The 18,166-nt window shown below is 52.3% G+C and carries 16 protein-coding genes and 1 pseudogene; 12 read left to right on the top strand and 5 right to left on the bottom strand.

The annotated features are described in order from the left end of the window. Positions 1-30: 30 nt before the first annotated feature. Together AS19_RS04020 and AS19_RS04015 are read right to left on the bottom strand one after the other, a co-directional pair. On the bottom strand, positions 31-480 hold the full coding sequence (locus AS19_RS04020) for a response regulator (RefSeq protein ID WP_046961721.1): 450 nt from the start codon (positions 478-480) through the stop codon (positions 31-33). 233 nt (positions 481-713) lie between these two features. Further along, on the bottom strand, positions 714-1,136 hold the full coding sequence (locus AS19_RS04015) for a PaaI family thioesterase (protein ID WP_046961720.1): 423 nt from the start codon (positions 1,134-1,136) through the stop codon (positions 714-716). A gap of 64 nt (positions 1,137-1,200) precedes the next feature. On the opposite strand from AS19_RS04015, the gene AS19_RS04010 reads away from it, so the two are divergent. From AS19_RS04010 to AS19_RS03985, 6 genes and pseudogenes are all read left to right on the top strand, one after another. After that, complete coding sequence (locus AS19_RS04010) at positions 1,201-1,593, top strand: hypothetical protein (protein WP_231860954.1); 393 nt, start codon at positions 1,201-1,203, stop codon at positions 1,591-1,593. A 111-nt stretch (positions 1,594-1,704) separates the two neighbouring features. Next, positions 1,705-2,946, top strand: a complete 1,242-nt coding sequence (locus tag AS19_RS04005) for a TolC family protein (protein ID WP_046961718.1) — start codon at positions 1,705-1,707, stop codon at positions 2,944-2,946. A 216-nt stretch (positions 2,947-3,162) separates the two neighbouring features. After that, positions 3,163-4,377, top strand: coding sequence for an efflux RND transporter periplasmic adaptor subunit (locus AS19_RS04000; protein ID WP_231860952.1), 1,215 nt, complete (start codon positions 3,163-3,165; stop codon positions 4,375-4,377). 11 nt (positions 4,378-4,388) lie between these two features. Continuing rightward, the gene (locus AS19_RS03995) at positions 4,389-7,532 is read left to right on the top strand and encodes an efflux RND transporter permease subunit (protein ID WP_046961716.1); all 3,144 of its coding nucleotides are present in this window, start codon (positions 4,389-4,391) and stop codon (positions 7,530-7,532) included. Between the two features lie 158 nt (positions 7,533-7,690). After that, positions 7,691-8,359 (top strand): NYN domain-containing protein, encoded by a 669-nt coding sequence (locus tag AS19_RS03990; protein ID WP_046961715.1) that lies wholly within the window; start codon positions 7,691-7,693, stop codon positions 8,357-8,359. 47 nt (positions 8,360-8,406) lie between these two features. Continuing rightward, a pseudogene (locus tag AS19_RS03985) lies at positions 8,407-8,877 on the top strand (efflux RND transporter permease subunit); the annotation flags it as partial. An 80-nt stretch (positions 8,878-8,957) separates the two neighbouring features. Here the strand turns inward: AS19_RS03985 and AS19_RS03980 are convergent. Continuing rightward, a complete protein-coding gene (locus AS19_RS03980; protein ID WP_144412622.1) occupies positions 8,958-9,962 on the bottom strand; it encodes an integron integrase in 1,005 nt (334 codons plus the stop codon). A gap of 372 nt (positions 9,963-10,334) precedes the next feature. On the opposite strand from AS19_RS03980, the gene AS19_RS03975 reads away from it, so the two are divergent. Continuing rightward, a complete protein-coding gene (locus AS19_RS03975; protein WP_046961713.1) occupies positions 10,335-11,486 on the top strand; it encodes a hypothetical protein in 1,152 nt (383 codons plus the stop codon). A 20-nt stretch (positions 11,487-11,506) separates the two neighbouring features. Here the strand turns inward: AS19_RS03975 and AS19_RS03970 are convergent, their stop codons facing one another. After that, positions 11,507-13,105 carry a DNA methyltransferase gene (locus AS19_RS03970; RefSeq protein ID WP_082116342.1) on the bottom strand — a complete coding sequence of 533 codons (1,599 nt, stop codon included), beginning with the start codon at positions 13,103-13,105 and terminating at the stop codon, positions 11,507-11,509. Between the two features lie 23 nt (positions 13,106-13,128). On the opposite strand from AS19_RS03970, the gene AS19_RS03965 reads away from it, so the two are divergent. The 3 genes from AS19_RS03965 (at position 13,129) to AS19_RS03955 (ending at position 16,159) form a co-directional block, all read left to right on the top strand. After that, positions 13,129-13,581 (top strand): helix-turn-helix transcriptional regulator, encoded by a 453-nt coding sequence (locus tag AS19_RS03965; protein WP_082116341.1) that lies wholly within the window; start codon positions 13,129-13,131, stop codon positions 13,579-13,581. Positions 13,582-14,020: 439 nt separating this feature from the next. Further along, positions 14,021-14,845 (top strand): alpha/beta fold hydrolase, encoded by an 825-nt coding sequence (locus AS19_RS03960; protein ID WP_144412621.1) that lies wholly within the window; start codon positions 14,021-14,023, stop codon positions 14,843-14,845. Between the two features lie 120 nt (positions 14,846-14,965). Beyond that, on the top strand, positions 14,966-16,159 hold the full coding sequence (locus AS19_RS03955) for a nuclease-related domain-containing DEAD/DEAH box helicase (RefSeq protein ID WP_046962271.1): 1,194 nt from the start codon (positions 14,966-14,968) through the stop codon (positions 16,157-16,159). Between the two features lie 81 nt (positions 16,160-16,240). Here AS19_RS03955 and cadR read toward each other — a convergent pair whose 3' ends face one another. Continuing rightward, positions 16,241-16,648 (bottom strand): Cd(II)/Pb(II)-responsive transcriptional regulator, encoded by a 408-nt coding sequence (gene cadR, locus AS19_RS03950; protein WP_008283426.1) that lies wholly within the window; start codon positions 16,646-16,648, stop codon positions 16,241-16,243. Between the two features lie 95 nt (positions 16,649-16,743). Between cadR and AS19_RS03945 the strand changes: the two genes are divergently transcribed. Then, the gene (locus AS19_RS03945) at positions 16,744-17,640 is read left to right on the top strand and encodes a cation transporter (RefSeq protein ID WP_046961710.1); all 897 of its coding nucleotides are present in this window, start codon (positions 16,744-16,746) and stop codon (positions 17,638-17,640) included. Positions 17,641-17,643: 3 nt separating this feature from the next. Next, positions 17,644-18,156 carry a signal peptidase II gene (gene lspA, locus AS19_RS03940; RefSeq protein WP_046961709.1) on the top strand — a complete coding sequence of 171 codons (513 nt, stop codon included), beginning with the start codon at positions 17,644-17,646 and terminating at the stop codon, positions 18,154-18,156. Positions 18,157-18,166 lie beyond the last annotated feature (10 nt).

The raw sequence follows: 18,166 nt of genomic DNA, 5'->3' as shown, positions 1-18,166 counted from the left end.
TAGTTGTTGTTTGAAGCGTTAAAGGGCGTCCTAGCCCTCGTAACCCATGCTGCGCAGGGTCTCGCGTTGTTCCCGCACGGTTTCCGCCAGAATACGATTTTCCAGCAGAATATCGCGAAACTTCAGGCCTTCGCGGATATTGTCCAGCAGCTGCTCGTCGTCCCAGGGTTTGGGGATAAAGCGGAAGGCGCCGGCTTTGTTAATGGCGGACATGACCGTTTCGATGTCGATCACCCCGGTCAGCACAATGCGAATGGTATCGGGCTGCAGATCGCGCAATTCCTGCAGCAGCTCCAGGCCATTCATCTCCGGCATCATATAGTCGGTGATCACTGCATCGAACACGGTGGTGCGCGCCCGGCGCAGGGCTTCGTGCGGGTTCTGGTAGGTTTCCACCTCCCAGTCGGTGTAGGTGTTGATGGTGCGTTTCAAGGCTTTGAGGATGTATTCCTCGTCGTCCACGACCATGATCTGATACATGCTGAATCCCTCACTCACGGCGTGCTACTACGCTGGCATCCTGCCGGCGACTGCATGCGTTCAACAACGTTGCGCTCCCCCTGACGGGCCAGGGGGATACCCGGTTTTACAATACGCCCCGCTCTAGGGGCTGACAATTGACGCCGCCGGCCAGAGGGGGCCGGTCATGCAGCCCGTTTTGCCGTTTGTCTGTGAGGGAGCGCAAAGCGCAAGAAACGCAACAAAACAGGGGGCTAAGCAGTGTGAATAATGGCCTTGGTGACCGACCCGGTGGCGATCAGTCGTTCCTGTTGTTGTGCGTTTAGCGCATAGGCTTCTGCACGCATGGCAGCGAGTGTGCGGCCCAGCCGATCCACATGGGCACGGATAATGATCTGCTCGCCCTGGCTGGCGGCGCGCAGCACGCTGCTGTGGGTTTCGATGGTCACCGCGTGCTGGTCCGATGGCAGTTTGGAGATGGCCGCAAAAAAGCAGGCCACATCCATCAAGGCATAAACGATACCGCCGTGCAGCGCGCCCTGGGGATTGGTGGTGAAGTCGTTCACCGGAAAGCGGACTTCGCTGCGGCCATCCACCGCGCTGACCAGTTCCAGCTCACAGGCCCGGTGCAGCGGGTGGGCGAGCACGTCGTCTTTGACCTGATCGATGTGGCTCATGGTTCCTCCTGTCAGAATCATTTTTATGGCGCCGTCACTATACGGCGTCTACCGGAAAAACGGGATGGCAGGCTGTTCCGCCCGGTTCCGGGGAACCGTCAGCCTTGACGGCGGTCTATGGGTATCGCAAGGTTGCGACTCTTCCCTGATTTGCGGGCATCCCATGAAAGCACTGGTCTACACATTGCTGCTTATCATCAGTACTCATGTGCTGGTGCTGGATGCTGTGCACCATGAGCATGATGACCGGGTGTCCATGGAACAGATCCAGCAGGATCTGGCCAGTGCCGATGTGCTGGACAAGGGCGGCGACCATTGCTGCCAGTGTCATGGCTTCATGGCCTCCACCGATAGTGAACCGCTACGCCTGGCCCCGCCCTCTGCGGGTCAAATGGCGTTACGCCCCTTCTTGCCGGATGCCCCGGCCGATAACCCTTTCCGTCCTCCGATAGCCTGATTGTTTCCTCGTTTTTCCGACTTTGCTGCCCCGTCCACCGGTGAATGTGCGCCGTAAACGTGGCCCGGCATTGTTCTTGACGTGACGTTTTGAAACATCAGGAGTCTCCCTATGGGAATCCAGACCGCAGTGCGCGTGGCCGCACTGTTACTGGCCGGGTGCGCGTATGCCAGCGCGTCGGCCGATACTTCTTCCTCGCCCTCGCAATGGGCGCAATGGGTGCAGCGGCAAGTGAGTCAGCTGCCCGCCAGCCGAGCGATTACTGCTGAGCAGGAACGGTTGTTGGCGCAAAGCCGGGCACAGTCCCAGCCGCTGTATAACCCTTCGCTGAACATCGACTACGAAGACAGCCTCGATATCACCCAGACCGTGGGCCTGAGTCAGACCCTGGACTGGTCCGGCAAGGCCCGCGCCAGGCGCGATGCCGTGGCGGTGCGTGATCAGCTGGCGCAGCTGCGTGGCGACAAGGCCCGCGCCCGCCTGTTGGCGGACAGCCTCAATGCGCTGGTGGCCCATGCTGCTGCCCGCGAGCAACTGGCGGCGGCCCGTGAGCAGGCGCAGCAGCTGCGCGATCTCACCGATCTGATTCGTCGCCGCGAACAAGCCGGGGATGTGGGCCAGGTGGATGCACAGCTGGCCTACCTGTCGCTGGGCCAGGCCCAGCAGGCCCTGGCCGATGCAGAAAGCGCCGCCACCCGTGCCGCCACGGAACTACGCCAGCAGTTGGCCAGCCAGCAACCGGCGGAGGCCTTACCGGCGGCCGATCGCTGGCAAGCGTCTGCGCTTACTGATACCGCTTCACAGCGGCTGCCCGCGAACTTCGATCTGCAACTGGCGGAGCAGCAGCTGGCGTTGGCAGAGCGCGGCGTGTCGGTGGCGGATAAACAACGCAACACCGACCCGACCCTGGGCCTGCGGGTGGGTCAGGAAGATGGCGAAAATTTGTGGGGCGTGAATTTCAGCCTGCCATTGAAGTTCTTCAATACCGGCAAGCCAGGTTATGAAGCCGCCCTGGCGGACAGTGAGGCGCGCCGTGCGCTGCTGGAGAAAACCCGCAACGATATTCAGGCCAGCCTGGACGGCGCGTTGAGCGATTACCGGCAGCGGCGCCAGCGATGGGAAACCTGGCAGCAGCTCACCGGCGATAGCCTGGCCGGCGGCGATGCATTACTCCAGCGCGTCTGGCAACAGGGCGAGCTGACCACCCAGAACTATCTGCAAGCCCTGAACCAGCGGCTCGATACCCGGCTGGCCGGTATCGCCCTGCGCGATGCCATGCAGAAAGCCTGGGTGCAGTGGCTCTACGAAAGCGCCCAACTCAACGACTGGCTGAACCAGTTAGCCAACGAATGATTGTTCTGTAGGAACCGAGCTTGCGAGGTAACAGCCGCAGGCTGGCCCGAAGGGTGAGCGAAGCGAATAACACCGCTTGGAACGAGAAATTAAGCGAAAAATTACTGTAGGAGTGCCACTTGAGGCGCGAATGGTTTCTGCGACACGCGGTGCCAACTTCTTCGCGTTCTGAACGGCGCTCCTACAAAAAATGGAAAATTTTTTATGAAAACGAAAATGACATTTCAAAAATCGCCACTGGCCATTGCGCTGCTGGCAACCCTGGCGAACCCGGCCTGGGCGGAAGGAAATCATGACCATGCCCACAACGAAAGCAACGAAGCCGAACAGCATGCACAGCAGGCTGCCCCGGATAATAGCGGTGACCATGATGAGCACGCTCATGGGAAGGAGGTTGGGGGCGCAGCGTCCCATAGTGAAGAAGCGGCACTGGAGCTGACCGCAGAACAACAAAAGATGCTCAACCTGCAGGTCATTACCCTGCAGCCTGATGCCGACGCTACCCGGACCCTCACCGTGCCGGCGGAAATTATCAGCAACCAGTACCGCACCTGGGTAGTGCCGGTCCGTATCGATTCCCAGGTGCAATCACGCAGTGCCACGCTGGGTCAGCACATGGAAAAAGGGGATGCCATCGCTACCTTGTTCAGCCCGGCCATGGCGCAACTGCAAAGCGAACTGCAAGTGGCGGCGGATGGCTGGCGGCGGGTCCGGAATCTGGGCCGCCGGGCGGTGGGCAACCAGCGCTACCTGGACGCACAAAGTCAGTACCAGTCACTGCGTGCCCGCGCCAGGGGCTACGGTCTGAGTGACGACGCCATAACTGACATCGAAGCAGGCAAAAGCGAGAAAGGCATTTACACCCTCACCGCGCCCGACGAAGGCCTGGTGCTGGAAGATGCTTTCCAGCAGGGGCAGTGGTTAACGGCGGGCAGTGCCCTGGTAACGCTGGTGGATGAATCCGAATTGTGGGCCGAAGCAGCGTTGCCGCCGAGCCCCGGTTTGCAAATTGCCACCGGCACCCCGGCGCGGGTGATTGTGGGTGATACCTCAGTGGAGGGTCAGGTAATTCAATCCGGCCATCGCCTCAATCCTGTCACTCGAACATTGTCTGTGCGAGTCGCCGTTCCCAATGCCGGGCATCTGTTGCATCCGGGCATGTTCGCCGATGTGGCGTTGTCGCTGTCCGCCCCGGAAAACGCACTCACTGTGCCGGAAGAGGCGCTCACCCGCAGTGCCGATGGTGACTGGCAGTTGTTTGTGGAAGAAGAACCGGGCCACTACAAACCCGTGGAAATTCAGCTCAATGGCCAGTTGGCAAACCGCCGGATCGTCACCGGCATGGAACCGGGCACACGCGTGGTCACTCGCGGCGCGTTCTTCCTGGCCAGTGAAATGGCCAAGTCCGGTTTCGATATTCACAATCACTGAGGATCACCGTCATGTTTAATCGACTTGTCGATTGGGCGGTGAACAACCGCCTCATTGTGTTGCTGTTACTGGTCATCACCATTGGCGTGATCGGCTGGCAATTGCCCAACCTGAAACTGGATGCCTTCCCGGACGTGACCAACGTCCAGGTACAGGTGAACACCGAAGCCGAAGGCCTGGCAGCGGAAGAAGTGGAGCAGCTGATCACCTATCCCATCGAGGCAGTGATGTATGCATTGCCGCAGGTGGCCGAGGTGCGTTCCATCTCCAAGACCGGCCTGTCCATCGTCACCGTGGTGTTCGAGGAAGGCACCGATATCTATTTCGCCCGCCAGCTGGTGTTCGAGCGATTGCAGGCCGCACGGGAAGATATTCCCGACGGCGTCGGCACCCCGGAAATGGGCCCCAACACCTCCGGCCTGGGCCAGGTGTATCAATACCTGCTCACCGCCGAGCCGGGCTCCAATGTGGATGCCATGCAACTGCGCAGCCTCAACGACTGGGTGGTGAAACTGCTACTCATGCCCGTGGGCGGCGTCACCGATGTGCTCAGCTATGGCGGTGAAGTGCGCCAGTATCAGGTCAACGTGAACCCTACCCGTTTGCTGGCCTACGACCTGAGCCTGCAACAGGTCATGGATGCCATCGCCGCCAACAACCGCAACGCCGGTGGCTGGTATCTGGATCGCGGTGCCGAGCAATTGGTAATTCGTGGCATGGGCTGGGTCGGCAGCGGCGAGCAAGGGCTCGGCGACATTGCCGCCATTCCCCTCAAGGAAGTGGATGGCACCCAGGTGCGCGTCAGTGATGTGGCGAAGGTGGAGTTCGGCGGCGAAATTCGTCAGGGCGCCCTCACCATGACCCGCCGCGATGCTAACGGCGAACCGGAAGCCTTGGGCGAAGTGGTAGCCGGCATCGTGCTCAAACGCATGGGCGCCAATACAAAGGCCACCATCGATGGCATCAAGGAACGCGAAGCGCGCATCCAGCAGGCCCTGCCGGACGGTGTGCAGTTTGAGGTGTTCTACGACCAGGCAGATCTGGTGGAAAAAGCCGTCAGCACAGTGGTCACCGCCTTGCTGCTGGCCTTCGTGTTTATCGTCATCGTGCTGGCCCTGTTCCTCATGAACCTGCGTGCCACGGCCTTGGTTTTGCTGTCCATTCCGCTTTCCATTGGCCTGGCCTTGTTGGCGATGGCCAGCCTGGGCATGTCCGCCAACCTGATGTCACTGGGTGGCCTGGCCGTGGCCATCGGCATGCTGGTGGATGGCTCCGTGGTGATGGTGGAAAACATCTTTAAACACCTGAGCCAGAAAGAGGGCAGTCACGACTCACGGGGCGGCATCGCCTTGAGGGTAAAAGACGCCGCCCAGGAAGTGGCACGCCCGGTGTTCTTTGCCGCCAGTATTATTCTGGTGGTGTTCCTGCCCCTGTTTGCCTTCGAGGGGGTGGAAGCCAAGATGTTCGTGCCCATGGCCATCAGCATCATGCTCGCCATGACCGCCGCGGTATTGGTGGCGCTGATCGTGGTGCCAGCACTGGCCGGGTTCCTGTTCCGCAATGGCGTGGAAGAAAAGCCCAACAAGCTGATGCGCTGGCTGGAAGCCCGCTATCGCACCCTGCTGGGCAAAGCCATGCAGGCCCGAAAAGTGGTGGTCGGTGGCGCGGTGGGTTTGTTTGCCCTGGCGCTGGCTACCACGCCGTTTATTGGCACTGAATTCGTGCCGGTGCTGGAAGAGGGAACGTTGGCGCTGCGGGTGACGCTGGCGCCGTCCTCCAGTCTCGATACTGCGTTGGACGTGGGTAAAAAACTGGAGAAGGAAATCATGACCTTCCCGGAAGTGACCTATGCGCTTAGCCGGGTAGGGCGTGCCGAAATCGGTGGCGACCCGGAACCGGTGAGCAACGTGGAAATCTATATCGGTCTCAAGCCTGTAGATGAATGGGAAAGCGCCAGCAATCGCCTAGAGCTACAGGAGAAAATTCAGCAGAAACTGGAAAAACATCCCGGCCTGCTGCTCAACTTTTCCCAACCCATCGCCATGCGCGTGGACGAACTGCTCTCCGGGGTAAAAGCCCAGCTCGCCATCAAGCTGTTCGGCCCGGATCTCGACGTGCTGCAGGAAAAAGGCGAAGCCATCACCCAGGCCGTCAAAGCCGTGGACGGTGCCACCGACGTGCAACTGGAACAGATCGCCGGGGAAGCCCAGCTGGTGGTCACCCCGGACCGCAATGCCCTTAGCCGCTACGGCCTGAGTGTGGATCAGGTCATGGATCTGGTCAGCAACGGCCTGGGCGGCGGCAGCGCCGGGCAGGTGATCAATGGCAACGAGCGCTACGACATCTATGTGCGCCTGGAGCAAGACGCCCGCAAGGATGCCGAAGCCATCCGCAATCTGCGCCTCAAAGCGGCGGACGGTGCCTGGGTGCGGCTTATGGATGTGGCAGAGGTATCCCTGGTCTCCGGCCCGCCCCAGATCAGCCGCGACGACGTGCAACGTCGGGTGGTCATCCAGGCCAATGTGGCCGGTCGTGACATGGGCTCAGTGGTGGCCGACATCCAGCAGGCCATCGACAGCGAAGTCGACCTGCCCGCCGGCTACAGCGTGGATATCGGCGGCCAGTACGAAAACCAGCAGCGCGCCCAGCAACGCCTGGCCATGGTGGTTCCCGTGGCCGTGGGCCTGATCGCCCTGTTGCTCTACTTCGCCTTCGGCTCCGTAGCCCAGGCTGCCCTCATTCTGGTCAACGTGCCCCTGGCCCTCATCGGCGGCATCCTCGCATTAGCCCTCAGCGGCCAGTACCTGTCCGTGCCTAGCTCCGTGGGCTTTATCACCCTGTTCGGCGTGGCGGTGCTCAATGGGGTGGTCATGGTGGAAGCCATCAATCATCGCCTGCGCGATGGCGAGGCCCTGGACACCGCCATCTTCGAAGGGGCCGTCTCCCGCCTGCGCCCGGTACTGATGACCGCGCTCACCTCCATGCTGGGGCTGATTCCCATGTTGCTGGCGACTGGGGTGGGCAGTGAAGTGCAGCGGCCGTTGGCGGTGGTGATTGTGGGTGGACTGGTGTCGGCCACGGCGTTGACGTTGTTGGTGTTGCCGAGTCTTTATGGAGTGTTTTCGAGGTGGAAGGTGGAGGAGTTGAAAGGATAGAGAGTCAGTTACTGACTTGACGGCCTGGAATGTCAGTCCGATAATAAAGCCACGACTCACCCCTCGCAGGCATTATTAAGTTGATGTTTGCTTGGGGCGGAAAAACCGCCTTATTGGCGGTTTTTTCATTTTTGGCATAAGGATATGCTTTGAAAACAATGATTTACGTGGATGGGTATAACCTGTTCTACGGCTGTCTGAAACATTCAGGGGATAAATGGCTGGATCTGAAAGCGCTACTGGCAGACCAGATACTTCATGTCCAGAACCCTCACTCCGAACTGGTGAAAATCAAGTTCTTCACTGCGGATATTAAATCCAAAGTCGCATCCAATGGCGCTGCCGCTCAGCACGCGCAGCAGGCTTATCACCGGGCTCTCTCTGTCCGTTATCCCGACGAAATCGATATCATCAAAGGCTACTACAGTCTTGAGAAGGCGCGGTTGCTCACATTCAAGCAGCCGCCAGATAAAACGGATCGTGTCGATGTGTGGCGGCTTGAAGAAAAGCAGACAGATGTGAATATCGCGCTGGAAGCATATCGAGATGCTTCCAAAGGTCTGGCTAAACAGTTGGTCTTTGTGTCGAACGATACGGATTTGGCGCCAGCGCTAAAGGCAATCAGAGATGATTTTGGTACGTCTCTGGTTTTGGGTACAGTGATACCGGTTCGTGGATCAGGTAGTGGCAGACCCCCAAATAAACAGTTGAGCCAGTATTGTGATTGGACTCGATCACACATTACAGATATTGAGCTGAGGGAAAGCCATCTTCCTGAGGTGGTTGCAACGGGCAAAAAGCCCGTGATGAAGCCTGAATATTGGTAATGAATACGCACGGGGCATGACCTGACCCTTTTGACCCTCAATGCCCCGCTGTGGGGTTGATCACCCTGCTGCTCTACTTCGCCTTCGGCTCTGTGGCTCAGGCCGCCCTGATCTTGGTCAACGTCCCTCTGGCCCTCATCGGCGGCATCCTCGCATTAGCCCTCAGCGGCCAGTACCTGTCCGTGCCTAGCTCCGTGGGCTTTATCACCCTGTTCGGGGTGGCGGTGCTCAATGGCGTGGTGATGGTGGAAGCCATCAATCATCGCCTGCGCGATGGCGAAGACCTGGAGGCGGCGATCTTCGAAGGGGCGGTATCACGCCTGCGCCCAGTACTGATGACCGCGCTCACTTCCATGCTGGGGTTGATTCCCATGTTGCTGGCCACCGGCGTGGGCAGTGAGGTGCAGCGGCCGTTAGCGGTGGTGATTGTGGGTGGGTTGGTGTCGGCGACGGCGTTGACGTTGTTGGTGTTGCCGAGTCTTTATGGGGTGTTTGACGCACGGCGCAAGACCTCCTGACTCCAACATCCCCGTGGAGCGAATAACTCCGTCGCACCGTAGGGCGGAAATCGGCGTAAGCCGATCTCCGCCGCCGCTCCTCACATATCCACCGGACTCCTTACCCCAAAGCCGCCTTTCTTCACCACATGGGTATAAATCTCGGTGGTTTTCACATCGGCATGGCCCAGCAGCTTCTGAATCGTGCGAATGTCATAACCGTTCTCAAGCAACCTGGTGGCAAAACTGTGTCGCAAGGTATGGCTGTTACCGTGCTTGTGAATCTGCGCCTTGCGCATGGCCAGCATAATGGCCCGCTGAACCGTACGATCCAGCACATGGTGGCGCCGTCGCACCGGGCTGCCGTCGTCATGGGTAGCGCGAGGGTCAACAGACAGCTGCGCGGCAGGGAACACATACTGCCAGGCCGGTGAGCGAGCCTGTCCCGGATACTTGCGGGCTAGGGCAAAGGGCATATAGACCTCCCCAAGCCCATCAGCCATATCCTGACGGTGCGTGGCCAGCGCCGTATCGATTTGCAATTTCAGTGGTGTTATCAAACTATCAGGCAACAAGGTCGTTCTGTCCTTGTTGCCCTTACCGCCACGCACCGTGATCTGTTGCATGGCAAAATCCACATCCTTCACCCGCAATCGCAACGCCTCGTTGATACGCAACCCGGAACCGTAAATCAGCCGTGCCACCAACTGGTTCGTCCCGGCAAGGTGGCCGATTAACGCTTGGGCCTCTGCATGGCTGAACACCACCGGCACCCGTTGGGGTTTGCGAGAATAAGAAAAATTCAGAGCGTCCAGCGGCTGGCCAAGAAACTCCCGATAGAGAAACACCAGCGCGTTGAGCGCGGTTTTCTGGGTGGCCGGGCTGCAATGTTTATGCACCGCAAGATGAGTAAGAAAGGCATCCACATCCCGGGCTTTCAGCTGCTCAGGGTGCAGCCGGCCGTGAAAACGAATATAGCGAAGCACCCAGTGCACATAGGTTTTTTCGGTTCGGTAAGCCATATTGCGACTGCGGATAAAGGCGCGAAAACGATCCATTAACCGAGTCGGTGTTGCAGGCAATGCCGGGGGCACATCCATGGCCATATTGCATCTCCTTCTACTGCTCAAAAGAACAGTATTTGTTTGGAGGGGGCATGTCAAAGCCGGAGTTCAACGACAAGTGTCGTAATAGTCCGGTCAGAATTACCGTCAGGGTGGTCAAGCCCGTGAAAAATATGACATATTAAAACGCTCTGCAGACAGAAGCCTGTGATATACGAAACGGGTTCAACGACAAATGTCGCAAAAGTTCTGGCGAGAGAAGCGAGAGAATATCTGCAGGCTGCTGATTCCAATAAAGAACCCCGGTATTTTGAGTGACCAGCAGGCTGGGGATATACGAAAGAGGGATATGCGGCAAATGTCGTTGAATTAACTGTTAGAGACCTAGATCGACCACCAGTAGAAGGAAGATTAATGTTTAAAGAAATACATAAACAGTTTGAACGAAAAGAAACTGACTTGTATGAATTACAGCAGAACGAAGGTTTTTCCAGATATATCTTGATAAGATCCTTAGCTAATGAGCATTTAAAAGAGCTTTTTGAGCTTAAAACTGGAGAAAATACAGACAAGGGTAAAGCTGAGGAGTTATATGAACAGCTTTATACTTCCTGCATTACTGAAGATGAAATCATAGAATATATTAAAACTAAATATCCCGATGTTAGGGAACAAAGAAAAGAACAGGAAGTACATTTACCCGCAATCATTAAAGAATTTGGTGATGTTAAATGCGGTATTCGAAATGACAATCTAAATGATACGGCAAAAGATCTGGTCAGGGATAAAAGCATAACTAACAAATCCGAATTAGAAGAGAAAGTAGACGAGCTTTTAAATGGCACTATTCGTGGATACATTTTATGGCAATACTACAATCAAGTAACCAATGATTTAATAGAGCACATATTTAATGATCATGAAAATGTAATCCCCACACTAAGGAAGATCAAATACGTTGATTTTATGATTAAGGTTGGGGATAGCATAATACCTTTTGATTTGAAGATAACTCATATATCTGACGATTACTTTGATTTATTTGAAAAGGGATTGACCTATACAGAAAATGGGGATGACGCCTATTCAGTTGGCAATGGAAGATCGGAAATAGAGAAAATCAAAGAGCACTACAAAAGTATTAAAAAAACTCTAGGCCTGCCAAATTATGGTGGACTAAAAAAAATCGAAATGATCGAAATTCTTAGAAATAGCGGAGATCTTAATACGCAAAATTTTCTTAAAGAAATATTATCTGAGAGAACTAGAGCGGTATCAGTTATAGAGCAAGATTTAAAATCTGTTGAGTGGTGGAATTATAAATTTCAGGGTGAAAGGCTTTTTAAAAACAATAACCGATTCTTCGTTTTTTTAGCCTATAAAGATCTTTTTGAAGATGCTCGCCCCCTAAAGGGAAGTCTCGAAGCTATAACTGAAAAGGTGGAAGAAAAACTAAGTTTAATCGCCTCTGGAGACTTAAATAATATCAAGTATTATTATCAAAAAGATAAAGGTCTTGAAGGTGCTTATGTAGTGAACTCTACATCTGTATTAGTTACCAACTAAATTCCAGCGCCACAATGCAGCTACGCTGCATTGTGGTCGGCACTCCAAAAACCATCGATATCAATAACGTAATAGCTCATAAGAACATCGATAAAATTAACTTCTGCAATTACTATATGTTCGGAAAACACCTTGTTTAAGATCGTCATATAAATATCATTAGTGTTGCAACGTTTAATTTTTAGAGCCCTATCTGCCTCTGATCGAATTAGATCTTCTGTCTCAAGTTTATTTAGCCTCCGGATTTTAGGCTGATTGATGCTCTTCTTAAATGTTATTAGGACATCTCCTTTGACAGTTTTTTTCCTGTTTAATTGCCTTGGTGCGAATGTCTTTTGTGTTAACCAGTGTATATCGTCTAGTAAAAAACCTGCTTCTAGGCACGCTTTTGTAAGGGCATACCATTCGCTACCAGAAATTGAATGAAACGTAATGCTAAAGTAACTGCCGGATTTTAATACTCTGTATATCTCATGCACGCAATGAGATATCTCTGACGCAAAATTTTCTAGACGTTTTTGCCTGCTTTTACTATCACTAATAACGACTTCATTGTCGTAGTCTACAGTAAATCCTAGCCAAGTGTTCCAAATGGCACTTTGCTCAAAGTATGGTACTGAGTCACCGTACGGAGGGTCTGTAAAAATATAGTCAATTGAGTTGTCGGGAAAATTTAAGTTTTTTGTATCATAGTTGGTGATTAAATATCCTCTACTTTCGGAGTTGAATGAACTAATATCCTCCACCCGACCCTTATCAACCAGATTATCTAGTCTAGAGTTTTGATCAAAAAAATCTTTTTTCCCCGAAATAATTTTTGCCACTCTATTCTTAAAATAGTGATAAACATTGTTCTCTAAATAGGTTTCACCAACATAAAATCCTGTCATCCATGCTCCTGGAGCCATTGGGCCGCGAGATTTAATTGGTGGCACGAGACGAGAACAATTGGCTAGATTTGATGTGAACGCAAATTTAGCCAGATCACGTATAGCTGAATCTTTGATTGAATCTATTGATTTCCATAAGCCAGCATGACAGTGCAAAGCACGCTTGGTGAATAAGTCATCTGTCGTCATGTCATCAAACGCACTTATTCTTCCATTTCTAATTAGAGGGGCTGTCGGATGCTCGTTTAAAGCAAGTCTATCTTCAAGATCAAGAATGTGGCCGGCTTCTATTTCTGATAATTCATATTCAAAGGCCGATTTGGTGCAGCTACATTTAACCTTGTTCATTAATGGGAAGTCAGATTTAGACCTCAATGTAGACAGCACCACCGACTTTTTATTGCATTTCGGACAAATTGCTGAATACCACTTATTGTTTAGGTCTTTGTTCTCTGCTAATACTCTTTTGATCTCACATTCAAATAAATCTAGATCTACCTTTCCATCTAAAAGCTGTTTCTGAATAAAAGTTGATGAGGGGTTGAGATCGTTCCCAATTGCATTTCTGCCATTAAGGTAAGCTTCAGAAACAAACACTCCATATCCAGCAAACGGATCTAGAAGGATATCTCCTACCTGCGAATACTTTTCTATTAAGTGAAGTAAATCTTTTGAGGGCTTCTTTCCCCAGTATTTATGCATCTCATAGCGAGCCATTTTTTGTTTCATGCGCGAGATCTCGTATACAAATAATGTATAAGTTATACTTTAAACAAATACCAACGAGCCAAGTATATTATATACGTTTAACGAATACAAGTGCTATGATAAAAAAACTTCCACATTCTGCAACTCAGTCATTGGTGATAGGGTGCATCCTAGCTTGGCTTAGGCAGCAGGCAGGGCTAGATCAGCGACAGATGGCCCATTTCTTGGGGATTACTCAGGCTTCATGGTCTCGCATCGAGAATGGTCATGCCACTGCAAATATCGAACAAATTTTAAATAGTTGTGCAGCAATGAGGATTGACTTTGTCTATGTTGCTCAATTGTATACTTACATTTGTAGGCAGCTTGAAAAGATAGACATTGCCGTAACCAGTGATGCTGATGATCAGAGCCCAGAAGTTAGAAAAATAGTTAAGCAGACTATCTCAGCGCATGCGTTATCGGTCTCTAACAAGGCGCTGAACACGGACGCGTAAACGCGCCGGTTAGCTTGGCGTTAAATGTCACCACAAGCTATGAATAAGGGATTCGAAGTCAGAGATAACCCAAGTGGGAGGGTTACCATTTCGACCTTCTCGTTTTGGCGTTCATGGAAAGTCAGCTTGCTACTCATGCTGCGCTATGGGTTCTACCGTTGGGGGCCATATGTTCCTCCGTTAACCGACGAGGCAGTTCATCCACGTTTTCATCGGGGAAAGTTGGTGATCGAGTCTGGTTGGGACAATTGGTATGGGTATGATTGGTTTGCAACCAACCAGGAAACTGACATTTTCTTGTTAGATTTCTACGAGAGGCATTGTCGTGGGAAGTGACGATTTAACAAGGCCAGGCACGGCGACGTCTACTACATTTCGGCTTCGCCTCCATTCCGTAGCCGCGCATGCTGGCTGGCGTTAGGCGCCTAGAAAAACATTTATGCAAACTATGAAGTCAGAAGAAAAGCACATCGAAGTTCCGGGCGGACAAATCTTCGTCAGTCGTTGGTGGCCGACCGAATCATCCGACAAGCCAGCCATTGTGCTGTTGCACGATTCGCTTGGTTGTGTGGCACTTTGGCGGGATTTCCCGGCTCAACTCGCAGAGAAACTTGGGCGCGAGGTCGTAGCCTATGATCGGCTCGGCTTTGGGCGGTCATCTGTAGTTCCGGAGCCACCATCGCTTCGATTTATCGATGAAGAAGCAGAGTCAGTGTTCCCGGCATTGTGTTCCTCGCTGGGGTTAGAAGCCGTCGTTCCTTTTGGTCACAGTGTCGGTGGCGGTATGGCCATTGCAATTGCTAGCATTCATTCGCAATCGAACCTCTGTGCCAGCGTCGTAACAGAATCGGCTCAGGCTTTCGTTGAAGAACGAACACGGCAGGGTATCGAAGCTGCAAAGAAATTCTTCAACCAGCCTGGCCATTTGGACAAGCTTTCGAAATATCACGGTGAGAAAGCTCGTTGGGTCTTGGAGGCATGGACGGAAACATGGCTGCATCCGAACTTTGCAGATTGGAGCCTCAGGTCTCACCTCAAGAATGTAAGTTGTCCAGTTCTTGCCATTCACGGGGATACGGATGAATACGGTTCCGTGGCATTTCCGAAACTTATTGCCGAAGAATCATTGGGCCGTTCCCAGGCCCTAGTTCTGGAGGGTTTCGGGCACGTACCGCACAAGGAAAACCCAGGCGTGGTGTTGGCTGCTACCGAGCGTTTCCTGTCAGAGATCGAGGAGCCAAGCGTTGTCGCGGCCGGCGCCTAACAATTCGTTGCAGCGGACGTTTGACCCGCAGCCCATTTTGCTGCCGCAAAATGGCCCGCGCCTCAAACGCCGCTGAACTCAGGCGTTATGCTCAAAGTAGTTCAGTCAAACTGAGGTTGTATGGCTAAGATATTCCCAAGCATTGAAGTCATCAAGAAAAGCAAGCAGAAGCCGACTGAGGGTGAGTTATTTCTTCTAAATGAGCTGTCGCAGAATTTCGATACGGAAGTGGAGATATACTTTCAGCCATTTTTTAACGGTGAAAGACCTGACATTATAATTATTCACCCGATAATGGGTGTAATCATAATCGAAGTAAAAGACTGGGATTTGTCCTTTTATAATTTGGATGAAAACAACAAATGGCATGTAAATAACAATGGGTCGGTAATACGATCACCGTTCGCCCAAGTTTTTGGCTACAAAAAAAATATGTTTGATCTTCATATTAATGGGCTTTTAGAAAATAACTTAAATAATAAGAATTTTTACAAGGTGATATCTTGTTACGTTTATTTCCATAGCGAGAATAAAGATTCAATTCAAAGATTTTTTTCTCCCAGAATGGACGAATTGAAGAACATGCTCAGAGAGCATAATAATGCATATGCTGAAAACCCAATAGACCATGACAAATATGAGCGAAAGAGAGAATGGCTGAACTCAAAAATAAAAAAGTTTGAAAGGGATCTGTATCAGCATGCAGTTACCAAAGATCAGTTAATGAAAATAAAATTTCCACTTTCCAAGAAGAGTGACATATATCCTGCATCAATCCACGAAGCTTTCTTAAGGTATTTGCAGCCTCCTTATCATTATCTCAATGAAGGGAAAGAAATTGAATACACTAAGGTGCAAGAAAGGCTCGTAACCAGTGAGCAGGGCAAGCGAGAAAAAATTAAAGGGGTTGCAGGATCAGGAAAAACTACCGTGCTGGCGAAAAGGGCGGTAAATGCACATTCGAGACATGGTGGTAACGTTCTTATACTCACGTTTAATCTTACTCTTCGGATGTACATTAAAGACAAAATAAATGAAGTGAGAAGTGATTTTTCCTGGGGGGCTTTTGGCATTATTAACTACCATAGGTTTATGAGTGCAGCACTCAGTCAATATGGAATAGACGTAAGTGTTCCTGAAGAAATACAAAATGATAAGAAAAGGGTCAGTGCTTACCTAGATTCGGAGTATTACTCAAATGAAAACATTTTTGAAAATTGTGAAATTGAAGAAAAATTTCACACAATACTGGTCGATGAAATTCAAGACTATAAACCTGAGTGGATAAAGATAATACGTAAATATTTTGGGTAAGCGGATTAAATGGTTGATCTTACCTTTGCATGAGAGTGAGACAGACCGGCATCTCATCGGATTATCTGGTTGATGCTTCACCTACTGCTGGTGCATGTTTCCTTCGCTAATTCCAGCAAGAACCCCACACGCCTCAACTTCCCGGTCATCGTTGCAACTCGCTCTCAGTGAAACGAGTTGTTTCTCAAGCGCTTGCAGAGCGGTTATCTGCGACCGCACATGAGAGATGTGATCATCGAGCAAGGCGTTGACGGCGGTACAAGGCTGATGAGGGTCGTCCTGATAGCTCTGTAGTTCGTGAATCTCAGCCAGTGACAGGCCCAGGATTCTGCAGCGACGGATGAAGGCCAGCCCCTCACCATACTTCTCGGTATAGACACGGTAACCGTTGTCCTGCCGATCAGGCGGCGGCAACAAGCCCTGCTGTTCATAGAAGCGGATCGTCTGTGTTTCGACCCCTACCAACTGCGCCAACTGACCAATGCGCATCAGCCTCCTCCCCAACGGATTCTTTACTCTATTGACCTTATAGTAGCTTTATAGTTTTAAATGGTACCACAACATTGTTCAAGTGGAGTCGTATCATGAGCAAATCCTGTGGTGGCGCCTGTGGCGGTGATGCAACGTCCGCGGCGGATACCGATATACAGGCCTCCTCCGAAGCGCCGGGGAGATGGGTCAGCGTTTATGCCGTGCCGAAGATGGACTGTCCATCAGAAGAGCGAATGATTCGCCTAGCCCTGAACGGCTTTGAGGAGATTCGGGCGCTGTCCTTCGACTTGTCGAACCGCCGGCTGAAGGTCGTGCATGACGGCGAGGTCGAGCCCGTCACCTCGAAACTGAAGACCTTGGGGCTAGGCGCCTCGCTTCAGGAAACCGTCGCTGCAAATCCGGAGACCATCAAGGCCGCCGAGTTTTCGGCAGCTTCTGCTAAGCAAGAATCCGGGACCCTGCGCTGGTTGCTCGGCATCAATGCACTTCTGTTCGTGGTGGAAATGACTGCCGGTCTGATCGCCCAGTCCACCGGCCTGATTGGAGAATCCCTGGACAATTTTGCCGATGCGGCGGTGTACGGGCTTGCCCTTTATGCGGTTGGACATAGCGTGAAAAGGCAGGTCCGTGTTGCGCACGTTGCTGGTGTGGTCCAACTGGTTTTGGCTGTTGGCGTACTCGTAGAGGTCGTGAGGCGCTTTGTATTCGGTAGTGAGCCTGAATCGCTGGTGATGATGGCTATCGCATTCGTCGCATTGATTGCCAATACCAGTTGTCTGCTGCTCATATCCAAACATCGGGAAGGCGGGGCGCACATGAAGGCAAGCTGGATATTCTCGGCCAACGACGTGGTGATCAACCTGGGGGTCATCACCGCCGGCGCCCTGGTCGCGTGGACCGGTTCCAATTATCCGGATCTGATTATCGGCACCATCGCGGGGGGCATTGTACTTAACGGTGCCAGACGCATTTTGGCGTTGAAGGGTTAAATAATGCTCATTATTGGCAAAAAGCTCTCGCCGTATGCCCTATTGTCCATATCGGGCCTGCTGGCAGCGTCTGATCAGGCTGTAAAGTGGCTGGTGCAGCAATCAATGGCCTATGGCGAGTCTATTTCAGTGACCCCGTTCTTTAACTGGGTGCACCTATGGAACACCGGTGCCGCATTCAGTCTTTTTGCGAATGGTGGAGGCTGGCAGCGCTACTTTTTTATCGGAATCGCGGTAGTGGTCTCGATTTTTCTGATCAAGCTGATCCTTGAAAATCGTCATAAAGGAGAAGCCATCGCTTACAGTCTTATCCTCGGTGGCGCCATGGGCAACCTGATTGACCGGGTCTTTCGCGGCTATGTTGTGGATTCCTTTGATTTCTATTGGCGAGACTGGCATTGGCCGGCCTTCAACCTGGCTGATATTGCAATTGTCCTCGGTGCCTTACTTTTCGTTTCCAGCAGCTTGTTGGGTAAAAAAGCAAACACCAATGCCGAGCCGGATGGATCTGACTGACACCTACGCC

This window comes from Alcanivorax sp. NBRC 101098, from assembly GCF_001010505.1.
GTDB classification, from domain to species: Bacteria; Pseudomonadota; Gammaproteobacteria; order Pseudomonadales; family Alcanivoracaceae; genus Alcanivorax; species Alcanivorax borkumensis.
Note: the sequence above shows the minus strand (reverse complement) of the source record. Positions and strands in the feature narration are given on the sequence as shown.

Bases quoted from the DNA above. Each gene is read 5' to 3' on its own strand.
- AS19_RS04020 (WP_046961721.1), bottom strand. From the start codon at position 480: ATGTATCAGATCATGGTCGTGGACGACGAGGAATACATCCTCAAAGCC.
- AS19_RS04015 (WP_046961720.1), bottom strand. From the start codon at position 1,136: ATGAGCCACATCGATCAGGTCAAAGACGACGTGCTCGCCCACCCGCTG.
- AS19_RS04010 (WP_231860954.1), top strand. From the start codon at position 1,201: ATGGCAGGCTGTTCCGCCCGGTTCCGGGGAACCGTCAGCCTTGACGGC.
- AS19_RS04005 (WP_046961718.1), top strand. From the start codon at position 1,705: ATGGGAATCCAGACCGCAGTGCGCGTGGCCGCACTGTTACTGGCCGGG.
- AS19_RS04000 (WP_231860952.1), top strand. From the start codon at position 3,163: ATGACATTTCAAAAATCGCCACTGGCCATTGCGCTGCTGGCAACCCTG.
- AS19_RS03995 (WP_046961716.1), top strand. From the start codon at position 4,389: ATGTTTAATCGACTTGTCGATTGGGCGGTGAACAACCGCCTCATTGTG.
- AS19_RS03990 (WP_046961715.1), top strand. From the start codon at position 7,691: ATGATTTACGTGGATGGGTATAACCTGTTCTACGGCTGTCTGAAACAT.
- AS19_RS03980 (WP_144412622.1), bottom strand. From the start codon at position 9,962: ATGGCCATGGATGTGCCCCCGGCATTGCCTGCAACACCGACTCGGTTA.
- AS19_RS03975 (WP_046961713.1), top strand. From the start codon at position 10,335: ATGTTTAAAGAAATACATAAACAGTTTGAACGAAAAGAAACTGACTTG.
- AS19_RS03970 (WP_082116342.1), bottom strand. From the start codon at position 13,105: ATGAAACAAAAAATGGCTCGCTATGAGATGCATAAATACTGGGGAAAG.
- AS19_RS03965 (WP_082116341.1), top strand. From the start codon at position 13,129: ATGTATAAGTTATACTTTAAACAAATACCAACGAGCCAAGTATATTAT.
- AS19_RS03960 (WP_144412621.1), top strand. From the start codon at position 14,021: ATGCAAACTATGAAGTCAGAAGAAAAGCACATCGAAGTTCCGGGCGGA.
- AS19_RS03955 (WP_046962271.1), top strand. From the start codon at position 14,966: ATGGCTAAGATATTCCCAAGCATTGAAGTCATCAAGAAAAGCAAGCAG.
- cadR (WP_008283426.1), bottom strand. From the start codon at position 16,648: ATGCGCATTGGTCAGTTGGCGCAGTTGGTAGGGGTCGAAACACAGACG.
- AS19_RS03945 (WP_046961710.1), top strand. From the start codon at position 16,744: ATGAGCAAATCCTGTGGTGGCGCCTGTGGCGGTGATGCAACGTCCGCG.
- lspA (WP_046961709.1), top strand. From the start codon at position 17,644: ATGCTCATTATTGGCAAAAAGCTCTCGCCGTATGCCCTATTGTCCATA.